General features: G+C 62.9%; 17 protein-coding genes. 4 read left to right on the top strand and 13 right to left on the bottom strand.

The window, feature by feature from the left end; translation table 11 throughout:
• Positions 1–5: 5 nt before the first annotated feature.
• The 3 genes from OIM99_RS06170 (at position 6) to OIM99_RS06160 (ending at position 3,585) form a co-directional block, all read left to right on the top strand.
• Positions 6–932, top strand: a complete 927-nt coding sequence (locus OIM99_RS06170) for a hypothetical protein (RefSeq protein WP_311849450.1) — start codon at positions 6–8, stop codon at positions 930–932.
• A gap of 101 nt (positions 933–1,033) precedes the next feature.
• On the top strand, positions 1,034–1,192 hold the full coding sequence (locus tag OIM99_RS06165; RefSeq protein WP_311849449.1) for a hypothetical protein: 159 nt from the start codon (positions 1,034–1,036) through the stop codon (positions 1,190–1,192).
• Entirely contained in the window at positions 1,192–3,585 is a 2,394-nt protein-coding gene (locus OIM99_RS06160; protein ID WP_311849448.1) for an acyltransferase family protein, read from the top strand. Before OIM99_RS06165 ends, OIM99_RS06160 begins: the two co-directional genes overlap by 1 nt.
• Before the next feature lie 191 nt (positions 3,586–3,776).
• Here OIM99_RS06160 and OIM99_RS06155 read toward each other — a convergent pair whose 3' ends face one another.
• The 9 genes from OIM99_RS06155 to rpmI form a co-directional block, all read right to left on the bottom strand.
• Positions 3,777–4,514 carry an amino acid ABC transporter ATP-binding protein gene (locus tag OIM99_RS06155; protein WP_311849447.1) on the bottom strand — a complete coding sequence of 246 codons (738 nt, stop codon included), beginning with the start codon at positions 4,512–4,514 and terminating at the stop codon, positions 3,777–3,779.
• A gap of 20 nt (positions 4,515–4,534) precedes the next feature.
• Positions 4,535–5,227, bottom strand: coding sequence for an amino acid ABC transporter permease (locus OIM99_RS06150; protein WP_311849446.1), 693 nt, complete (start codon positions 5,225–5,227; stop codon positions 4,535–4,537).
• Positions 5,227–5,961, bottom strand: a complete 735-nt coding sequence (locus tag OIM99_RS06145; protein ID WP_311849445.1) for an amino acid ABC transporter permease — start codon at positions 5,959–5,961, stop codon at positions 5,227–5,229. The genes OIM99_RS06150 and OIM99_RS06145 overlap by 1 nt, the downstream gene beginning before the upstream one ends.
• A gap of 80 nt (positions 5,962–6,041) precedes the next feature.
• Complete coding sequence (locus OIM99_RS06140) at positions 6,042–6,944, bottom strand: amino acid ABC transporter substrate-binding protein (protein WP_311849444.1); 903 nt, start codon at positions 6,942–6,944, stop codon at positions 6,042–6,044.
• Positions 6,945–7,153: 209 nt separating this feature from the next.
• Entirely contained in the window at positions 7,154–7,537 is a 384-nt protein-coding gene (locus OIM99_RS06135) for a hypothetical protein (protein WP_311849443.1), read from the bottom strand.
• Positions 7,538–7,553: 16 nt separating this feature from the next.
• The gene (gene pheT, locus OIM99_RS06130) at positions 7,554–9,971 is read right to left on the bottom strand and encodes a phenylalanine--tRNA ligase subunit beta (RefSeq protein WP_311849442.1); all 2,418 of its coding nucleotides are present in this window, start codon (positions 9,969–9,971) and stop codon (positions 7,554–7,556) included.
• A 10-nt stretch (positions 9,972–9,981) separates the two neighbouring features.
• Positions 9,982–11,064 (bottom strand): phenylalanine--tRNA ligase subunit alpha, encoded by a 1,083-nt coding sequence (gene pheS, locus OIM99_RS06125; protein WP_311849441.1) that lies wholly within the window; start codon positions 11,062–11,064, stop codon positions 9,982–9,984.
• Positions 11,065–11,228: 164 nt separating this feature from the next.
• The gene (gene rplT / locus OIM99_RS06120; RefSeq protein WP_311849440.1) at positions 11,229–11,594 is read right to left on the bottom strand and encodes a 50S ribosomal protein L20; all 366 of its coding nucleotides are present in this window, start codon (positions 11,592–11,594) and stop codon (positions 11,229–11,231) included.
• 52 nt (positions 11,595–11,646) lie between these two features.
• Positions 11,647–11,847: a 50S ribosomal protein L35 gene (rpmI, locus tag OIM99_RS06115; protein WP_311849439.1), complete on the bottom strand. Its 201-nt coding sequence runs from the start codon at positions 11,845–11,847 to the stop codon at positions 11,647–11,649.
• A 286-nt stretch (positions 11,848–12,133) separates the two neighbouring features.
• On the opposite strand from rpmI, the gene OIM99_RS06110 reads away from it, so the two are divergent.
• Positions 12,134–13,099, top strand: a complete 966-nt coding sequence (locus OIM99_RS06110) for a class 1 fructose-bisphosphatase (protein WP_311849438.1) — start codon at positions 12,134–12,136, stop codon at positions 13,097–13,099.
• A gap of 3 nt (positions 13,100–13,102) precedes the next feature.
• Here OIM99_RS06110 and OIM99_RS06105 read toward each other — a convergent pair whose 3' ends face one another.
• The 4 genes from OIM99_RS06105 to OIM99_RS06090 all read right to left on the bottom strand — a co-directional run bounded on the left by OIM99_RS06105 (position 13,103) and on the right by OIM99_RS06090 (position 17,952).
• Positions 13,103–14,272, bottom strand: a complete 1,170-nt coding sequence (locus OIM99_RS06105) for an MFS transporter (RefSeq protein ID WP_311849437.1) — start codon at positions 14,270–14,272, stop codon at positions 13,103–13,105.
• A 106-nt stretch (positions 14,273–14,378) separates the two neighbouring features.
• A complete protein-coding gene (locus OIM99_RS06100) occupies positions 14,379–15,848 on the bottom strand; it encodes an MFS transporter (RefSeq protein WP_311849436.1) in 1,470 nt (489 codons plus the stop codon).
• A gap of 199 nt (positions 15,849–16,047) precedes the next feature.
• Positions 16,048–16,587, bottom strand: coding sequence for a translation initiation factor IF-3 (infC, locus tag OIM99_RS06095; protein WP_311850359.1), 540 nt, complete (start codon positions 16,585–16,587; stop codon positions 16,048–16,050).
• A 150-nt stretch (positions 16,588–16,737) separates the two neighbouring features.
• Positions 16,738–17,952 carry a glycosyltransferase family 4 protein gene (locus tag OIM99_RS06090; RefSeq protein WP_311849435.1) on the bottom strand — a complete coding sequence of 405 codons (1,215 nt, stop codon included), beginning with the start codon at positions 17,950–17,952 and terminating at the stop codon, positions 16,738–16,740.
• Positions 17,953–18,109: the final 157 nt, after the last annotated feature.

The raw sequence follows: 18,109 nt of genomic DNA, 5'->3' as shown, positions 1-18,109 counted from the left end.
CGAACATGAACACGGCTTCCGTTGCGGCCAAGTCCGATCCGGTCGACGCCACCGTCGACCAGATCGCCGCTTTCATGCGCGATTGTTCCTTCGAGGCAACGCGTCCCTCGGCGGGCGACATCGCTGCCTTGGGTAAAACCCTGGCGCCGGGCACGCAGGTCTATCTGACCATGCTGCCCCATCGCCCGCTCGATGAAATGGTGGCCGCCGCTGTGGCCATCCGCCAGGCGGGGCTTGAGCCGGTGCCGCATCTCTCGGCCCGGCATTTCCCGCGCTTCGACGTGCTCGAACGCCACGTCGGCCGCTTGGTCGACGAGGCCGATGTGCGCACCGCACTGCTCATTGGTGGCGATGCGGAACATGGCGTCGGTGAAATCCAGACGGCGCTGTCGGTGATCGAGAACGGTCTGTTCCAGCGGCGCGGGCTCAAAGCGCTTGGCCTGCCGGGCTTCCCCGACGGTCATCCGAACATGAGCGAGGATGAGATCGAGGCCAATCTCGTCACCAAGCTTGCCGCCGTCCAGCAGGCGGGCCTCGAACCGCATATCGTCACGCAATTCTGCTTCGATTCCCGCACCATCATCGCCTGGCTGCACTGGCTGCGGCAGCGCGGCGTGCATGCGCCCGTGCGGGTCGGTCTCGCCGGCCCGACCAGCCTGATGACTTGGCTCAACTATGCCCGCAAATGCGGCGTGAAGGCCTCGGCCGAGGCTCTGGCCTCGCGCAGCGGCCTCGTGCGCCACGCCTTCAAGGCGGTGTCGCCCGATCCGATCATCCGCACCATCGCGGCGGCGGCCGCCGCCAAGCAGATCGACGGCGTTTCGCCGCATCTGTTCGCCTTCGGCGGCATCGGTGCCACGGCCAAATGGGCGCAGCCCGCTATCGCGGGCGCTATCAGGCTGAATAAGGACGGTGGTTTCGACCCGGTCTGAAGTACGGAAGGCATAGCTGGCGGACTTGGCTGGCCTTGCGGCGCGACTTTCAGTATTGAAAGGCCCGTTCAGGCCGCCCGAGCGGCCTGCCGGAGCGGCCGTTGCATCCTTTTCAGACCTTTTGGCAGACTTACGGACATAATCTGCGCGGCAGCCTGTTTGCCGCCGTGGTCCTCGTCGCTCTGCTTTACGCGCTTATTTTCGTTCTGGTCGGCGGCCAGATCGATGTGCCCTTTCTCTACAGCAATCCCGGCCGCTGATGCACAGGCTCGCGTCGCTTGATCTGTTGCGTGGTGTCGCGGCTCTCTCGGTCGCGATCCCCCATTATGTGATGCTCGGCTCGACCGATTGGCCGCTCGCCAATGTCATCTCCATCCTCGCGGTGGAGATTTTCTTCGTGTTGAGCGGCTTCGTGCTGGCGCCGCAGCTCATCCATTGCGCCACTTCGCCCGCGCTCGCCGACACATGGATCTTCCTGGTGCGCCGCTGGATGCGCACCATTCCGCCTTATCTTGTCGCCTTGATCACGATCACCGTCGTCAGCGGCAATCTCGGCGCGGCATCCTTCCCCTACTATTTGCTCTACATACAAAACCTCTTCCGGCCGCTGCCCGACGCGCAGGACTATTTCGCCGTCGCCTGGAGCCTGTCGGTCGAGGAGTGTTTCTATGTGGTCGCGGCCTTTATTGTCGTCGCTGCCAATCTGGCGCGTCTGCGCGCGCGGGGCTTCATCACCTTGATGGTGCTGCTCGCCGTGGTCAGCGCCCTGGCACGCTCATTCTTCGGCGATTTCAGCCATTGGGATGCGGACGTGCGCCGCGTCACTTTGTTCCGGCTCGATGCCATCGCCTTCGGCTTCCTGCTCTATTGCGCCATCGATCCGATCGACACCATTCTGCGCCGTTTCGGCGGCGTGCTGTCGATCGCCATCGCTTTGGCTTCGGCCGCGCTTGCCGGCCTGCTCGGCTGGCAGGCGACGGTCGACGCCAGCCGAGTGGCGCAACAGCTCTATCCTTTCGCCGCCGCTTTGCTTGGCGCCAGCGTCATCGTCGCGCTCTATGTCTATCGCGCTGCCTTCAACCGGCTGGCTTGGATCGCCGAACCCTGCTTCTTCCTGGGCAAGGTCTCCTACACGATCTATCTGTTCCACACTTTGGCGATCCTGCTGCTGCGGCCGGCCGTGGCGCACCTGCCGCTCACTGTGCAGCTCATCATCTATGTGGCGCTGCTCGTTGCCTTCTGCGCCGTCTTCTTCTTCGCTTTTGAGGCGCCGATCCTGGCGGCGCGGCCGCATTATCGCGGCCGGGGCGAGCATGCGGCACCCGTATCCGCGAAGGTGCCGCGTGCGCCGCTGCCGTGGCTGGCGCTGCTGCTGTCCTTCATCGGCTTTGCCGCCGCCGCCGTCGCCACACGCTATTTCTTCTTCAACGATATCCGCGTGCCGTTCTATCTGGCCCTGCTCGTTTTCCTGAGCCTCCTGACGGCGCTGTTGATGTTGAGCGGGCTCTGGCGTTTTGGCCTGGCGCGCACCAGCGCGCTGACCCTGCTGCTGTTCGCCCTGCTGCTGCCGCTAGCCGATGCTTATTTCGCCCGCACATCGGTCGGCGCGGTGCTGACGCGCGCTCAGCCGGTCTATTCCTTCCGCGATGCCAAGGGCGATCCCGATGCCTTCCGCATCTGGTGGGCGCAATATGTCGCCGAATGGGGTCGCGGCGTTCTCGCCAAGATCCAGGCGCCCGATCCGAAGGGCGAATTGCCCTTCATTCTAGAACCCAATGCGCGCGGTCGCTTCTTCGATGCGGACGTGCCGATCAACAATCTCGGCTTCCGCGGCGCAGATATCACGGCCGACAAGGGCAATCGCTATCGCATATTCGTCGTCGGCGAATCGCCCGTCTTCGGCACCATGTTCCGGCGCGGTGAAACGACCTGGCCGGAAGTGCTGCAGAAGCTGCTCAGCACGCGGCTCGTCTGCCAGCGCCCCATCGAAGTGATCAATGCCGGCGTGCCCGCCGCCGGCCTCTCCGACAATCTGCAGCGCATCAAGCGTTTCGTCCTGCCGCTGCATCCCGACATGGTGATTTCCTATCACGGTTATAACGGCCTTGCGATCGTCGATCCGGAAATCGCCGCCATGCCGCGCCAGCCAGTGTTTCACACGCGCGCGTCGCCGCTGTTAGGCGAGGCCAGTTTCCGCCTCGCCATGCAGGGCTATCAGGCACGTCTGGACGACTACAATCGCAAGCCCAGGCAGACGCAGTTTCTCGACACCTATGACAAGCTCTATACGCAGCTCGTCAAAATGGGCGCCGATAACGGCTTTCGCGTCGTGCTCGCCAATCTCTCCGCCGTGGTCAATGAAAACTCGCCGCGCGAGGTGATCGATTTCTACGGCCGCGTCTTCCAGCCGATCGAGCGCATCCTGCCGGCCATCGCCGCGCACAACCGCATGGTTGAGGCGGTGGCCACGCGCACCGGCACGCCCTTCGTCGATACGCGCCCGCATCTCGATGGCGAATGGGACAAGGACCTGTTTGTCGACATCGTCCACTTCACTCAAAAAGGCTCGGACCTGATCGCTGCGACGATGTTTGATAAACTGGCGAGCGAGCTGGCACGCGACCCGGCGATGGACTGCAAGCCGGCGAATTGAAGCGTGGGCTCAGTCTTGGTGTCATCCCGGACGCGCCAACGGCGCGATCCGGGATCCAGGGGTGAGTGACGCAATGCTTGCCCTGCGCGTTCAGGGCGCGTTGATGCCAGCCCAAGGTTCTACCGTTTGCCCCTGGTTCCCGGATCACGCTGCGCGTGTCGGGGATGACACCGAGGTGTTGGCCTGCGTCCTTAATGCGGCAGGATCTTATTGAGAAACTCCCGCGTACGCGGCTGACGCGCCTCGATATTGCCGAAGAACTCGTCCTTGCTGGTGTCTTCGAGAATATGGCCGCCGACATCCATGAAGATGACGCGGTTGGAGACTTTGCGGGCGAAGCCCATTTCATGCGTCACCACCATCATCGTCATGCCCTCGGCGGCGAGGCCGACCATGACGTCGAGCACTTCGCCGACCATTTCGGGATCGAGCGCCGATGTCGGCTCGTCGAACAGCATGACGATAGGGTCCATCGACAAAGCCCGCGCGATGGCGACGCGCTGCTGCTGGCCGCCGGAAAGCTGGCCGGGAAATTTGTCCTTGTGTGCGGTGAGGCCGACGCGTTCGAGCATTTTGAGGCCGCGCTGCTTGGCTTCGTCCTGGCCGCGACCCAAAACCTTCATCTGGGCGATGGTGAGATTGTCGGTCACCGTCAGATGCGGAAACAGTTCGAAATGCTGGAACACCATGCCGACGCGGCTGCGCAGCTTCGGCAGGTTGGTCGCCTTGTCATGAACGGCGACGCCATCGACATAGATTTCGCCTTTCTGCACGGGTTCGAGCGCGTTGATGGTCTTGATCAGGGTCGACTTGCCGGATCCCGACGGGCCGCAGACGACGACCACTTCGCCCTTTTCGATATTGAGCGAGCAGTCGTTGAGCACCTGCGTCGCGCCATACCATTTGGAAACGTTTTTCATCTCGATCATCGCGGTCGACGTCCCTTAAATTAGCGCAGGATGCGGATCTTCTCGTTCAGACGCTTCACCAGCATGGAGAGCGCGAACGAGATGATGAAATAGACCACGGCGGCCATGATATAGGTTTCGACGCGCCGTCCGAACGTATTGCCCATGATCTCGAAGCCCTTGAGGATGTCGTAGGCGCCGATGGCATAGACCAGCGACGTATCCTGAAAGAGCACGATGGTCTGGGTGAGGAAGACCGGCAGCATGTTGCGCATCGCCTGCGGCAGAACGATGTAGCGCATGTTCTGCGCGTAGGTCATGCCGAGTGCCTGGCCGGCGAAGGTCTGCCCGCGCGGCAAGGATTGGATGCCGGCGCGCACGATCTCGCTGAAGAAAGCCGCTTCGAAAATGATGAAGGTGATCAAAGCGCAAATTTCGGCGCGATACTTCTGGCCGATGTCGCCTGGAAACAGATTATAGAAGGCCGACGGCATCAGGAGGAAGAACCACAGGATGACCATCACCAGCGGGATGCTGCGCAGCAGGTTCACATACCAGAGCGCCGCATATTCAAGCGGCTTGATGCCGGACAGGCGCATCAGGGCGATGACCGTACCGAGCGCGATGCCACCGATCGTCGCGGCGATCGTCAGGCTGACGCTGAAATAGAGGCCGCTGAGCAGATAGGTGCTGATGTTGGCCCAGGTGTAGAAGGAGAAATCCAGTGCCGGCATCAGTGCGCTCCCTGTCCTTGCGAGGAAAGGCCGGGAACGCGCGCCCGTTTTTCGAGGATGGACATGAACCAGCTGATGGCCAGAGCGGTGATGACATAAAGAATGGTGGCGGCCAGATAGACTTCGATGCCGCGCGAGGTTTCCTCCTGCGTCTGCATGGCGAAGCTGATCAGTTCGGGAATCGACACGGCGAAGGCGACGGAGGAATTCTTGACGATGTTCATCGCTTCGCTGGTCAGCGGCGGAATGATGATGCGAAATGTCTGCGGCAAAATCACGTAGCGATAGGCCTGAAACTGCGTGAAGCCCATGGCGAGCGCCGCCTGGCGCTGGCCGCGCGGCAAGGCCAGAATGCCGGCGCGCACCTGTTCGGCGATGCGGGCCGAGGTGAAGAAGCCCAGCGCGCAGCAGGCCAGAACGAAGCTCGGCACGCCGCGCATGCCGGGAACGATTTCCGAAATGACGAAGAACCACAGGAAGAGCTGCACCAGCACCGGAATGTTACGGAACAGTTCGACCCAGCCCGTGGCGAGCGACGAGACGACCCGATGCTGCGACACCGTGCGCAAGGTGCCGACGAGACAGCCGATCGCCAGCGCGATCACCAGGGACACGGCGGCGACGGAGACGGTGTAACCCCAGGCAGAGAACATCCATTGCCAGTAGGTGACGCCGTCGCCCCGGTCATCCCAGAGAAATTGCCAGCGATCCCAGATGTCCTGCCAATATGTCATGCAACCCCGCCCGCTCGATGGCCCCAGCCGAGGGCCGAAAAGACATCAGGCACGGCCGTGGCCGTGCCTGACTAATGGGCTCATTCGCCGGGTTGTTTGTAATCCTCGGTCGGTTTGTCGTTGGGATTGGCCCAGGCTTCCTTCGTCGCGTCGGACGCCGGCATGTTCAGCGTCACGTTATTGGGCGGGATCGGCTGCATGAACCATTTGTCGTAGAGTTTGGCGATCGTACCGGCCTTGATCTGCGCGGCAATGCTCTCATCGACCGCTTTCTTGAACTCCGGATCGTTCTTGCGGATCATGATCGCGATCGGCTCGACCGCCAGAACCTCGGGAAGGATTTTATACTCCTTCGGGTTCTGCGCCCGCGCGATATTGGCAGCGAGAATCGACGCATCCATGACGAAAGCGTCGGCACGGCCGCTCTGCAGCAGCAGGAAGCTGTCGGCATGGTCCTTGCCGAACACTTCATTGAACTTGAGATCCTTGCCGCGCTTGTTCTTGCGCAGGGTTTGTACGGACGTGGTTCCCGTCGTGGTGGCGATGGTCTTGCCGTTCAGATCTTCCAGCTTGCCGATGTTGGAATTGGCTTTGACCGCGATCTTGATTTCCTCGATGTAAACCGTCGTGGCGAAATCGACGTCACGGCCGCGCGCCTTGTTGTTGGTCGTCGAGCCGCATTCCAGGTCGACGGTGCCGTTCTGCACCAGGGGCACGCGATTTTGCGAGGTGACGGGCTGGTAGCGGATATCCAGCTTTTCGACGCCGAGCTTCTTCTTGATGTCGGCGATGATGTTCTGACAGACGTCGTAGTGATAGCCGGTGTAGACGCCGTTGCCCAAAGTATAGGCTAATCCCGAGGATTCGCGCACGCCTTGGGTGATGATGCCGCTGGACTTGATCTTGTCCAAAGTGCCGTCGGCCTGCGCCGCCGCGCCCATGGCTGCAAAAGCGATGGTCGCTGCGATCAGAACTTTCCTCATCCGAACCTCCTGTTCACAGACATGACTATGCTGGCATACGGGCCGTTTGAAAAGCCGCGGCATCGCCGTCGCGCTATGGCTCACCACTGTAACGGCTTTCCCCAGGTCATCAACGTCAAGTCATCAACGCACGAGCGGGGAATGCGTTTCCTGCCGGGATTCCGCGAGGCGTTCGACGAAAAGCTACAGCCTAGATTGCGACAAACGTCCTATCGCCGCTGCGGCATGACGATTTGAAAGCGCAGGCGGCCGCCTTTGAGCGGCGTGATGATCACCGCGTGACCATTGCCGCGCAGATTGCGTCGGAAACTGGCATTGCGGCCGCTGCTGTTGCGGCTGGCGCGGGTCGTGCTTCCCTGTGCGGCGTTTGGCGCGCCGGCGCGCGGCGGCGCATCGGCCGCATCGGGATAAGCGGTACTGCCCGAGGGCATGTGCTGGCCTCGCTTCGGTCCGAAGGAGGCCAGGCACCTGTTATAGGCGTCGTCGTTCGTCAGCTTGTCACAATCGGCGAGCGAGCGCTGGGCTAAAGCGCTCTGCGGCGCCAACAGGCCGCAGGTGAGAACACCCGTGACGATGACAACCGCGATCCGCATTCACTCAGCCTCGCACTCAGCCTCGTAACGTGGCTCCGGTCTTCTTCGTCACTTCGGCGACGATCCGCCCGGCCACTTCCTCGATCTCCGCATCGGTCAACGTCTTTTCGCGCGGCTGCAAGGTGACGGTGACGCCCACCGACTTGCGGCCCTCGGGAATGCCGGCGCCTTCGTAGATATCGAAGACGTTGAGCCCCGAGATGAGCACTTTTTCCGCCGCTTGAACAGCGCGCAGAATATCAGTCGACTTGACGCTGCGGTCGACGATGAACGCGAAGTCGCGTTCCAGCGGCATGAAATCCGACAGTTCGAGCTTCGGTTTCACCTTCGTCGGCTTGGCGCGCGGTGCCGGCAGATCGTCGAGAATGATCTCGAAACCGGCCACCGGCCCGTCGACATCGAGCATTTCCAAGGTGCGCGGATGGAATTCGCCGAACCAGCCGATCACGTTCTTCGGCCCGAACTGCATCGTGCCGGAGCGGCCGGGGTGCAACCAGGCGGGACCGCCCGAGACAATGTGCAGACCACCGAGCGGCACGCCGAGCGCCGCCAGCATCGCCATGGCATCGGCCTTGGCGTCGAACACGCTGACCGGGGTTGCCTTGGCGTTCCAGGCGCGACCGCTGCCGCCGCGCCGCACGGTGGCGGCGGCCATGCGCTGATCCTTCTCGCCGTCGCCCTTGAAGATCTGGCCGACTTCGAACAGAGCCACGTCGCCGAAACCGCGATCGGCATTGCGCTGCGCCGCCTTCAACAGGCCAGGCAGCAGGGACGGGCGCATGTCGGAGAGATCGGCGGCGATCGGATTGGCGAGCGCCAGCGCCGGCTGTCCGCCGCCAAAGCCTTCCGCCTGTTCCTTGCTGACGAAAGACCAGGTCACCGCTTCGACGAGACCCTGCGAAGCGAGCGCGCGGCGCGCCTGGCGCGTGCGCTTCTGCAACAAGGTGAGGATGGGCTTGGGCACCGCCGTGTCGATGCGTGGCAGCGGCACGGAAGCGACATTGTCGACGCCGGCGATTCTAACGATCTCCTCGGCGATATCGGCCTTGCCTTCCACATCCGGCCGCCACGACGGCACTTTGACGATGATACGGTCTGCATTGGTCGACTGGCTGATGACGCCGAAGCCGAGTTTTTCCAGCGTGCGCACCATCTCTGAGCGTTCGAGTTCGAGGCCGGTCAGCCGCTGCACTTCGCTCAACGGGAAATCGATGGCGGTGTCGCTTTTCGGCTGTTCGCCGGCCACGATCAGCTCCGACGGCTCGCCGCCGCAGAAATCCATCACCAGTTTGGTGGCGAGTTCCGCACCCGGCACGCAGAAGGCCGGATCGACGCCGCGCTCGAAACGATAGCGCGCATCGGTGACGATGCCGAGCGCGCGGCCGGAGCGGGCGATGTTCATCGAATCCCACAGCGCCGATTCGATCAGCACGTCGGTGGTCGCGTCGTCGCAGCCCGAATGTTCGCCGCCCATGATGCCGGCGATCGATTCGACGCCCTTGTCGTCGGCGATGACCACATTGTCGCTCTTCAGCGTGTAGGTCTTGCCGTCGAGCGCCAATACCTCTTCGCCGTCCTTGGCGCGGCGCACGGTGAGATTGCCGGCGACCTTCTTGGCGTCGAACACATGCAGCGGCCGGCCGCGATCGAAGGTGACGTAATTGGTGATGTCGACCAGCGCATTGATCGGCCGCAGGCCGATCGCCTTCAACCGCTGCTGCATCCACTCTGGCGCCGGGCCGTTCTTGACGCCGCGTACCAGGCGTAAAGCGAACATCGGTGCCAGATGCTTGTCTTTGGTCGAGAAGTCGAGCTTCACATTCACCGGGCAGGGGAACGCACCACCAGCCGGCTTGATCGCATGATCCTTCAATGTGCCAAGACCCGCCGCCGCCAGATCGCGCGCGATGCCGTGGACACCCGTGGCGTCGGGGCGATTGGGCGTCAGGTTGATCTCGATCACCGGGTCGCCGAGCTTGGCATAGTCGACATAGCGCGCGCCGACCGGCGCATCGTCGGGCAGATCGATGATGCCGTCGTGATCTTCCGACAATTGCAGTTCGGCGGCCGAACACAGCATGCCGTTCGACTCGACGCCGCGAATGACGCCCTTGCCAAGCGTCATGTCCTTGCCGGGAATATAGGTGCCGGGCGGCGAGAACACGCTCTTCATGCCGGTGCGCGCATTGGGCGCGCCGCACACCACCTGCACCGGCGTACCCGTGCCGGTGTCGACCATGCAGACGCGCAGGCGGTCGGCATTGGGATGCTGCTTGGCGTCGATCACATAAGCGACCGTGAAATCTTTCAGTTTGTCGGTCGGATCGATCACGTGCTCGACCTCGAGGCCGATACGCGTCAGCGTCTCGACGATCTCGCTGAGAGACGCCGTGGTGTCGAGATGATCCTTGAGCCAGGAGAGGGTGAATTTCATGTGTCTCTCCTTACGCGCTCAGGCCGCCGGCCAAGGTCGGCAGATCGAGCGGGCGGAAGCCGTAGTGAGAAAGCCAGCGCACGTCGGCTTCGAAGAAGGGCCGCAGGTCCGGCATGCCGTATTTGAGCATGGCGATGCGATCGATGCCCATGCCCCAGGCGAAACCCTGGTAGACATCGGGATCTAAACCGCAATTGCGCAGCACATTCGGATGCACCATGCCGCAGCCGAGAATCTCCAGCCAGTCTTCGCCTTCGCCGAAGCGGATTTCACCGCCCGAACGCCGGCACTGAATGTCGACTTCCATCGACGGTTCGGTGAACGGGAAGAACGACGGGCGGAAGCGCATCTTCACATTCGGCACTTCGAAGAACGCCTTGCAGAATTCTTCCAGCACCCATTTCAGATGGCCAAGATGCGCCGACTTGTCGATGACGAGACCTTCGACCTGATGGAACATCGGCGTGTGCGTCTGGTCGCTGTCGCAGCGATAGGTGCGGCCCGGGCAGATGACGCGGATCGGCGGCTGCGAGGCGAGCATGGTGCGCACCTGCACCGGCGAGGTGTGCGTGCGCAGCAGTTTGCGTTCGCCCTTCGCATCCGGCTCGAAGAAGAATGTGTCGTGCATCTCGCGCGCCGGATGGCCGGCCGGGAAGTTCAGCTTGGTGAAGTTGTAATCGTCGCTCTCGATGTCTGGCCCTTCGGCGATCGAGAAACCCATGTCGGCGAAAATCGCGGTCAGTTCGTCCATCACCTGGCTGATCGGATGGATGCGGCCGCGCTCGCTGGCGGCCTCGCGCACCGGCAAGGTGACGTCGACGGTCTCGGAAGCCAGGCGCTGTTCGAGGGCCGCGTCCTTCAGGACGGTGCGGCGCGCGGTGAGCGCTTCGTTGACCTTGTCCTTCAGCGCGTTGATGGCGGCGCCCGCGCTCTTGCGCTCGTCGGGCGACATTTTGCCCAGGGTCGCGAGCAAAGCCGAGATGGTGCCCTTCTTGCCGAGAGCGCCGACGCGCACGGCTTCCAGCGCCGTCTCGTCGGTGGCGCCGGCGATGGCGGTCAGGGTGGAGGATTCGAGAGTTTGAAGGTCGGACATGTTCCCGCCTGGACGATGAAACCGGTGAAATACACCAGAAGCTCAACGGCCTTGGGAAACGACCTCAGGCCGCACAATGATCGCCGCGCGGACAGACCGCGCGCGCGAAGGGGCCTCGAAAAGACGGAGGGACGGCGCGAAGGTTTGGAGCGCCGTCCGTCAGATCACGCCGCGGCGGGCAGGTCCGCCTTGACCTTCTCGACGATGGCCTTGAAGGCCGCCGGTTCGTGAATGGCCATTTCGGACAGCACCTTGCGGTCGATCTCAATGCCCGCCTTCGCGAGGCCGGCAATAAATCGGCTGTAGGTGATGCCGAATTCGCGCACGGCGGCGTTCAGACGCTGGATCCACAGCGCGCGGAAGGTGCGCTTCTTATTCTTGCGGTCGCGATAGGCATACTGCATCGACTTGTCGACGGCAGCCTTGGCGGCGCGGATGGTGTTCTTACGGCGGCCACGGAAGCCTTTTGCCGCGTCGAGGGTTTTCTTGTGCTTGGCATGGGCGGTAACGCCGCGTTTAACGCGAGCCATGGCAGATCTCCTTAAAACTCAAAGTGAAACAGGGGGCAAATGCGAGAAAACGTCAGCCGTTCGGCAGGAAGTACTTCTTGACGTTGTCGCCGTCGGTCTTGAACAGGACCGTGGTGCCGCGCAGGTTCCGGATCTGCTTGTTGGTGCGCTTGATCATGCCGTGGCGCTTGCCACTCTGGGCGTAGACCACCTTGCCGGAGCCGGTGATCTTGAAGCGCTTTTTAGCGCCCGATTTCGTCTTCAACTTGGGCATTTGGCTCTCCTGTGGGGCGAAAACGCCCCAATTTCAATTACTTGCCTCGGCGCGGCCGGAAATCCGGCCGGTTTCGGCAATTCGCATCGGAAGTGAGCGAAAAGAACCGCCACGGCAGCCCTAACTGGCCGGGCGGTTCGAAGCCGGGCTTATAAGGGAAAAACCGGAGGGAAAGCAAGGGGGCGTAACGGGCCGGTTCCTCGCTCGACGGCTTCGGCTCAGTCAGGTACGAGCTTGGTACGATTTGTACTTGGCTCTTTATACTTGGCTCTCCAGAAGGAACGCCGTGAACACGCTCAACGATTTCCTTGGCCGTCAGCCGGCGGCGCCCGAACTGAAATCCGTCATCACCGCCGTGGCCTCCGCCTGCACTGGGATCAGCCGCGTCGTCTCGGCCGGCGCCATCGCCGGCAATCTGGGCTCCGCCGGCCATATCAATGTGCAGGCCGAGGAACAGAAGAAGCTCGACGTCATCACCAACGACATGCTGAGCGACATGATGCGTTCTTGCGCGCCCGTCGCGGGCTTTGCCTCCGAAGAGCTGGAAACCGTCGAGACCACGGGCCGCACCGGCGGCTTCCTGGTGACCTTTGATCCTCTTGATGGCTCCAGCAATATCGACGTCAACGTCAGCGTCGGCACGATCTTCTCGATCCTGCCCGCGCCCGCAGGCCGCGTGCCGGCCGAGGCCGACTTTCTGTTGCCCGGCCGCAACCAGGTGGCGGCGGGCTATGCGATCTACGGGCCGCAGACCATGCTGGTGCTCACCCTCAGGGATGGCGTCTACGGCTTCACGCTGAGCGCCAAGGACGAATGGCTGCTCACCCATGAGCGCCTGAGCATTCCCAAGGACACCAAGGAATTCGCCATCAACATGTCGAACCAGCGTCATTGGGCCGAGCCGATCCAGCGCTATGTCGACGGCTGCCTCAAGGGCAAGACCGGCGAGCGCGGCAAGGATTTCAACATGCGCTGGATCGCCTCGATGGTGGCGGACGTGCATCGCGTTCTGATGCGCGGCGGCATCTTCATGTATCCCTGGGACAAGCGCGAGCCGGATCGGCCTGGCAAACTGCGCCTGATGTACGAAGGCAATCCGATGGCGCTCCTGGTCGAACAGGCTGGCGGCCAGGCCACGGATGCATACGCACCCATTCTCGACGTCAAGCCGGAGAAGCTGCATCAGCGCGTCGCGGTGGTGCTCGGCTCGGCGAACGAAGTCGAACTGGTGCGCAGCCTGTCGAACAGTTGAAGTTTAAAAGGCCAGCGCGCCGCTTCCGGTGGCGCGCGCCCGGCGCAGCAGCACCGAAATGATCGGGCCGATCATGAGCAGGATGGCGCCATAAACGATGAGAATGCCGGACGCGCCGATCATGCCCATGCCGGCGCCAAACAGCAGCGGTCCCAGCGCCTGTCCGGTGAAGAAGAAACAGGAATGCAAAGCGAAGGCCGACGTGCGCGCCGTGTCGGTCAGTTCCGACACTTCGGCGTGGATGGAATTGTGCACCATCATATAGCCGAAGCCCGACAGGGCGAAGAAGAAGGCGAGCCACGGCAAGGGCGCGGCGAAGGCCAAAGCCAACAGTCCCATCATCGCCAGCGCGCCGCCTGCAATCATCAATCCGTAGCGCGACATCACGCGCAACAGCCGCCGCACCAAAAAGGTGAAGATCAGCGAGCCGACGCCGCAGGCGGTGATCATGAAGCCCGCTTCCGCCGGGCCGCCCATGCCGCGCGATTGCAGCACCGGCGCGATGAAGGGAAACATGCCGAACAGCGCGATGCCTTCGAACATCACGGCGATGAAGCAGATCCAGGCGCGCCGTTTGGTGATGATCTGGCGATAGCTGTCGAAAGCATCCGACAGGCGGAGGTGCCGCGTCGCGACGACGGTTTCTTTCAGTTGGAGGGTGACGAGAATCGCGGCGATGAGCGAGATCGCCGTGGCGACGCCGAAAATCGCCCGCCAGTTCAGCCACACCGCCATCAGGCCGGCGCCGCTGGCGGCCAGGATCAGGCCCGACAGCGAGCCGGTGACATTGCGCGCGATGGCGGCCTGGCGCTGCGACGGCGCCACTTTGTCGGCGACGATGGCGAGCGCGATCGGCATCAAGCCACCGCCTGCAATGCCGCCGATGAAACGACCGACGAGCAGCAGTTCGAAGGTCGGCGCCACGGCGACGAGGATCAGGCTCGCCGTCTGCACCCACAGGCAGATCTTGAGAATGCGGATCTTGCCGTAATGGTCGCCGGCTGGGCCCAACACGGGTTGGCCAATGGAATAGGGCAGCGCAAACATGGTGACGGCGAGGGCCGCCGCGGCAATGCTGATGCCGAATTCCGTCGCAAGCGACGACACCAGTGGATCCATCGCGCGGGTTGCGACGGCACTGGTGAAGGCACAAAACGGCAGCAGGAAATTCATCAGATCAATCCAGATGGCGCGGCGCGGCCACGCATTAAGGTTCGCTCATAGCGCAGTGAGCGCGCGCCGTCTTGACGCAGGTCAGATTCGGGTGAATTGCCAATTTTCATTCGATCCGCGTCTCGTTCGAGGTCAAAAGCGGCTTTTCCTCCATCAGCAACAGTCCGAGGAAGGCGATCACCAGACAGCCGGCGGTGACCCAGAACAGGTTGCGGAACGCGGCGGTGGCGCCGTCACGGTCGGCCGCGAGGGTCGCTGCGGCGCCGGTCAGCATCTCGCCGCCCACCGCATGCAACACGATGGCGCCAAGAGCGGCGACGAGCACGGCGGCGAACAGGCTGCGCGCGAAGCTCATCACCGACACGGCGGTGCCAAGCTGATGCATCATCACCGCATTCTGCAAGGCAACGCTCGACACTGGCGCGACGGGACCGAAGCCGAGACCAGCCAAGGCCAGCACCAATTCGAATTCCAGCATCGAAAGCGTATCGACGCGCGTGGCGAGCCAGCCGATGCTGAGAATGCAGATGAACAAGGTGATCAGCGGATAGAATTTGTAATGCTCCATGCGCGCCGCCACCTGCGCGCCGACGAGCGCGCTGGTGTTGATCGTCACCATCAGCACGATCAGATTGACGCCGGATTCGGAAGGCGTCTGGCCAAGCACGCTTTGCAGATAGAGCGGCAGATAGATGTTGAGGCCGATCATCGCCGCCCAGCCGAAGGAATTGGCGACGATGGCGCAACGCACGATCGGATTGCGCAGGATGCCGAGCGGGATCAGCGGTTCGGCGGCGCGCGCCAGACGCAGAAAGAACAACAGCCACAGCAGTGCGGATAGGGCGCTGAACGTAACGATTTCCTTTGAGAGCCAAGCCCAGGTCTTGCCGCCTGTATTCATCACCAGCATCAAGGTCGAACTGGCGGCGACGATCAGCACCGCGCCAGCGATATCGAGGCGATGGTATCTTTCATAGCGCGGCAGTTTGCGCAGCAAGGTGCTCGTCATCGCGAAAGCGGCGAGGCCCATCGGCACTGAAATCCAGAACACCAAAGACCAATGCAGATGTTCGGCGAACAGGCCGCCGATCACCGGGCCGATGCCAGCGGCGCTCGTATAGATGATCGAGAAGTAGGTATAATATTTGGCGCGCTGTTTCGGCGGCGCGATGTCGCCGAGCACGGTCATCGCCTGCGCGACGAGGCCGGCGCCGCCGATGCCTTGCAGGCCGCGCGCCAGGATGAGGCTGGTGATGTTGGGCGCGAGCGCCGAGGCGATGGCACCGGCGACGAAAATGCCGATGCCGGCCAGCATGGTGACGCGGCGGCCGCGCGTATCGCTGATCTTGCCGTAGAGCGGTGTCGCCGCCGTCGAGGTCAACAGATAGGCGCTCACCACCCAGGAGAGCTGGCCAGTCGCATCGAAGGCATGGCCGATCGTCGGCAGCGCGGTCGCCACCAGCGCCTGGTCGAGGGAGGCCATGAACACCGGCAACAGCACGCCAGCCACGATCCATAAGGTATCGCGGTGCGTCAGGGGCAGTGCGGCCGGCGCGGGTTTGACGAGCGTTTCCAAGGGGACTCTGTTTTATCTACGACCTCGTCATAGGACGTTTGGTCGAAGCGGGGATAGAGTCCATGGGCCAGCAGGTGCCGTGCAAAACGCACGGCAGCCATGCTGAAAACACAACATCAAAGGATGAGGTTGGAAGCGCGATCCGGGGAAAGGGGGCCGAGGGAATGTCTCTCAGCCCGTTGCGGATGCGACGCGCCGGTTATTTCGGCGCGAGGATCATCACCATCTGGCGGCCTTCCATGGAAGGTTCCACCTCGCATTTCGCGATGGCGAGATTCTCCTGGCGTACGCGCTCAAGCAGGCGATAGCCGAGTTCCTGATGCGCCATTTCACGGCCGCGGAAGCGCAGGGTGACTTTCACCTTGTCGCCTTCGTCGAAGAACCGTTTCACGGCTTTCATCTTGGTTTCGTAGTCGTGATCGTCGATGCCGGGCCGCAGCTTGATTTCCTTGACCTCGACCACCTTCTGGCGCTTGCGCGCTTCGGCGGCTTTCTTCTGCTCCGTGAAACGGAACTTACCGAAATCAAGAATTTTACAGACCGGCGGATTGGCGTTCGGAACGATCTCGACGAGGTCGAGCCCCGCCTCTTCGGCGAGCTGCAGCGCTTCGGCTATCGGGGTTTTGCCCCGATTCTGACCTTCGGCATCGATAAGCTGAACTTCGCTGACACGGATTTCCCGATTGGTCCGGGGTCCTTCTTTCTGGGGACCCACGGGTGCTTTCATTGGACGGCGAATGGCAAAACTCCTCTTGTGAATAAGCCGGACCCGGGCGTCACGATGACCGCTTCAACCTGCTTTTGGCGAATTTGCTTAGGCAGGACCGGACCCGAATAGAGAATCGGGTCAGACGGGCCGGAAGTCAACCTTGGCCGTGCTCTCGAAGCCTCAGAAACCTCGAATGATGCCTTCGTACAACGCCAGCGTCTGCTTGCACATATGGTCGAGCGAGAAATGGCGCTCGACATGCTGGCGCGCCCGCAGCGCCAGCGCGTCGCGTTCGACCGCACCCATCGCGAGCGCCTCCGACAGCGCATTGGCCAGGGCCTGCGGATCGCCCGGCGGGATGCGCCAGCCGGTGCGCGCGGCAGCCGGTGCTTCCGGCGGTCCCAGCACGGTCTCGGGCACGGCGCCAAGCTCGGTGACGATCACCGGCGCCCCCATGGCCTGCGCCTCGACGGCGGAACGGCCGAAGGCCTCCGGCTCGGTCGAGGGCACGGCGACCGCCGAGGCGGCCAGGAAGGCGGCCGGCATGTCGTCGCAATGGCCGACAAGCTTGACCAGATCGCCGAGACCGGCCGTGGCGATGCGGCTTTCCAGGTCCTTGACGAAGGAGCTGCGCCCCTGCGGATCGCCGGCCAGGACGAATTTGACGCCGTTGAGCCCCTGCCGGCGCATCAGCGCCGCCGCGTCCACCAGCACGGTCTGGCCTTTCCAGCCGGTCAGTCGTGCCGCGAGCAGAATGATGCGCTCGTCCGGCTCGACGCCCCATTGCTGGCGCAGGCGCCGCACCCGGGCCGGATCGACGGCGGCCGGCGTGAAGGCGCGAAAATCCGTGCCGCGATGGATGACGGTGATGTGGCCGTCGGCGAAGGGATGCTGATCGAGAATGCGCCGCTTGGTGAATTCCGAATTGGCGATCACGTAATCGGCCCGCGCCATCACCGAATTATAGCGGATCTTGATGCTCGACGTACCCGAATAGGCGCCGTGATAGGTGGTGACGAAGGGCACCCGCATGGCCCGCGTCGCGCCCAGCGCCACCCAGGCGGGGGCGCGCGAGCGGGCATGAACGATGTCGATCCGCTCTCGGGCGATCAGCGCCGCCAGCCGCCGGATGTTGACCATCATCGACAAAGGATTCTTGGTTTTCGCCGGAAACGGCAGCCAGACGCCGCCGCGCGCCTGCAGTTCGCTGACGAGCCGGCCGCCTTGGCTGGCCACCAGGGCGCGCGCGCCGGCCTCGGTCAGCGCGGTGGCGATGTCGATGGTCGTGCGTTCGGCACCGCCGGCCTCGAGGTCTGGGATGATCTGCAGGACCGTACGGCCGGCAAGGGCCGGGAACTGGCCACTTTCGATCAGATCATGCGGGCCGTAGGGCATCGCTTTCCTATCGTGGCGCTTCGCGGCTTGATCCAGTCACGCGGTGCGAGGCGCATCAAACAAAAACCGTCAGCAGATCGCGTTTGGGTCGAAACGCCATTTGCTCTGATGTACAAGGCGGGCGGCGCACCAATCCGTTCGCCATCTTCCTTGTTTT

Origin of the sequence: Methylocella sp. CPCC 101449 (assembly GCF_031921685.1) — a bacterium.
Taxonomy (GTDB): domain Bacteria; phylum Pseudomonadota; class Alphaproteobacteria; order Rhizobiales; family Beijerinckiaceae; genus Terripilifer.
This window is presented reverse-complemented; position numbering and strand designations above follow the sequence as displayed.

Excerpts from the sequence above, each read along its gene's own strand:
- OIM99_RS06170 (WP_311849450.1), top strand. The coding sequence starts at position 6 with ATGAACACGGCTTCCGTTGCGGCCAAGTCCGATCCGGTCGACGCCACC.
- OIM99_RS06160 (WP_311849448.1), top strand. The coding sequence starts at position 1,192 with ATGCACAGGCTCGCGTCGCTTGATCTGTTGCGTGGTGTCGCGGCTCTC.
- OIM99_RS06155 (WP_311849447.1), bottom strand. The coding sequence starts at position 4,514 with ATGATCGAGATGAAAAACGTTTCCAAATGGTATGGCGCGACGCAGGTG.
- OIM99_RS06150 (WP_311849446.1), bottom strand. The coding sequence starts at position 5,227 with ATGCCGGCACTGGATTTCTCCTTCTACACCTGGGCCAACATCAGCACC.
- OIM99_RS06145 (WP_311849445.1), bottom strand. The coding sequence starts at position 5,961 with ATGACATATTGGCAGGACATCTGGGATCGCTGGCAATTTCTCTGGGAT.
- OIM99_RS06140 (WP_311849444.1), bottom strand. The coding sequence starts at position 6,944 with ATGAGGAAAGTTCTGATCGCAGCGACCATCGCTTTTGCAGCCATGGGC.
- OIM99_RS06135 (WP_311849443.1), bottom strand. The coding sequence starts at position 7,537 with ATGCGGATCGCGGTTGTCATCGTCACGGGTGTTCTCACCTGCGGCCTG.
- pheT (WP_311849442.1), bottom strand. The coding sequence starts at position 9,971 with ATGAAATTCACCCTCTCCTGGCTCAAGGATCATCTCGACACCACGGCG.
- pheS (WP_311849441.1), bottom strand. The coding sequence starts at position 11,064 with ATGTCCGACCTTCAAACTCTCGAATCCTCCACCCTGACCGCCATCGCC.
- rplT (WP_311849440.1), bottom strand. The coding sequence starts at position 11,594 with ATGGCTCGCGTTAAACGCGGCGTTACCGCCCATGCCAAGCACAAGAAA.
- rpmI (WP_311849439.1), bottom strand. The coding sequence starts at position 11,847 with ATGCCCAAGTTGAAGACGAAATCGGGCGCTAAAAAGCGCTTCAAGATC.
- OIM99_RS06105 (WP_311849437.1), bottom strand. The coding sequence starts at position 14,272 with ATGAATTTCCTGCTGCCGTTTTGTGCCTTCACCAGTGCCGTCGCAACC.
- OIM99_RS06090 (WP_311849435.1), bottom strand. The coding sequence starts at position 17,952 with ATGCCCTACGGCCCGCATGATCTGATCGAAAGTGGCCAGTTCCCGGCC.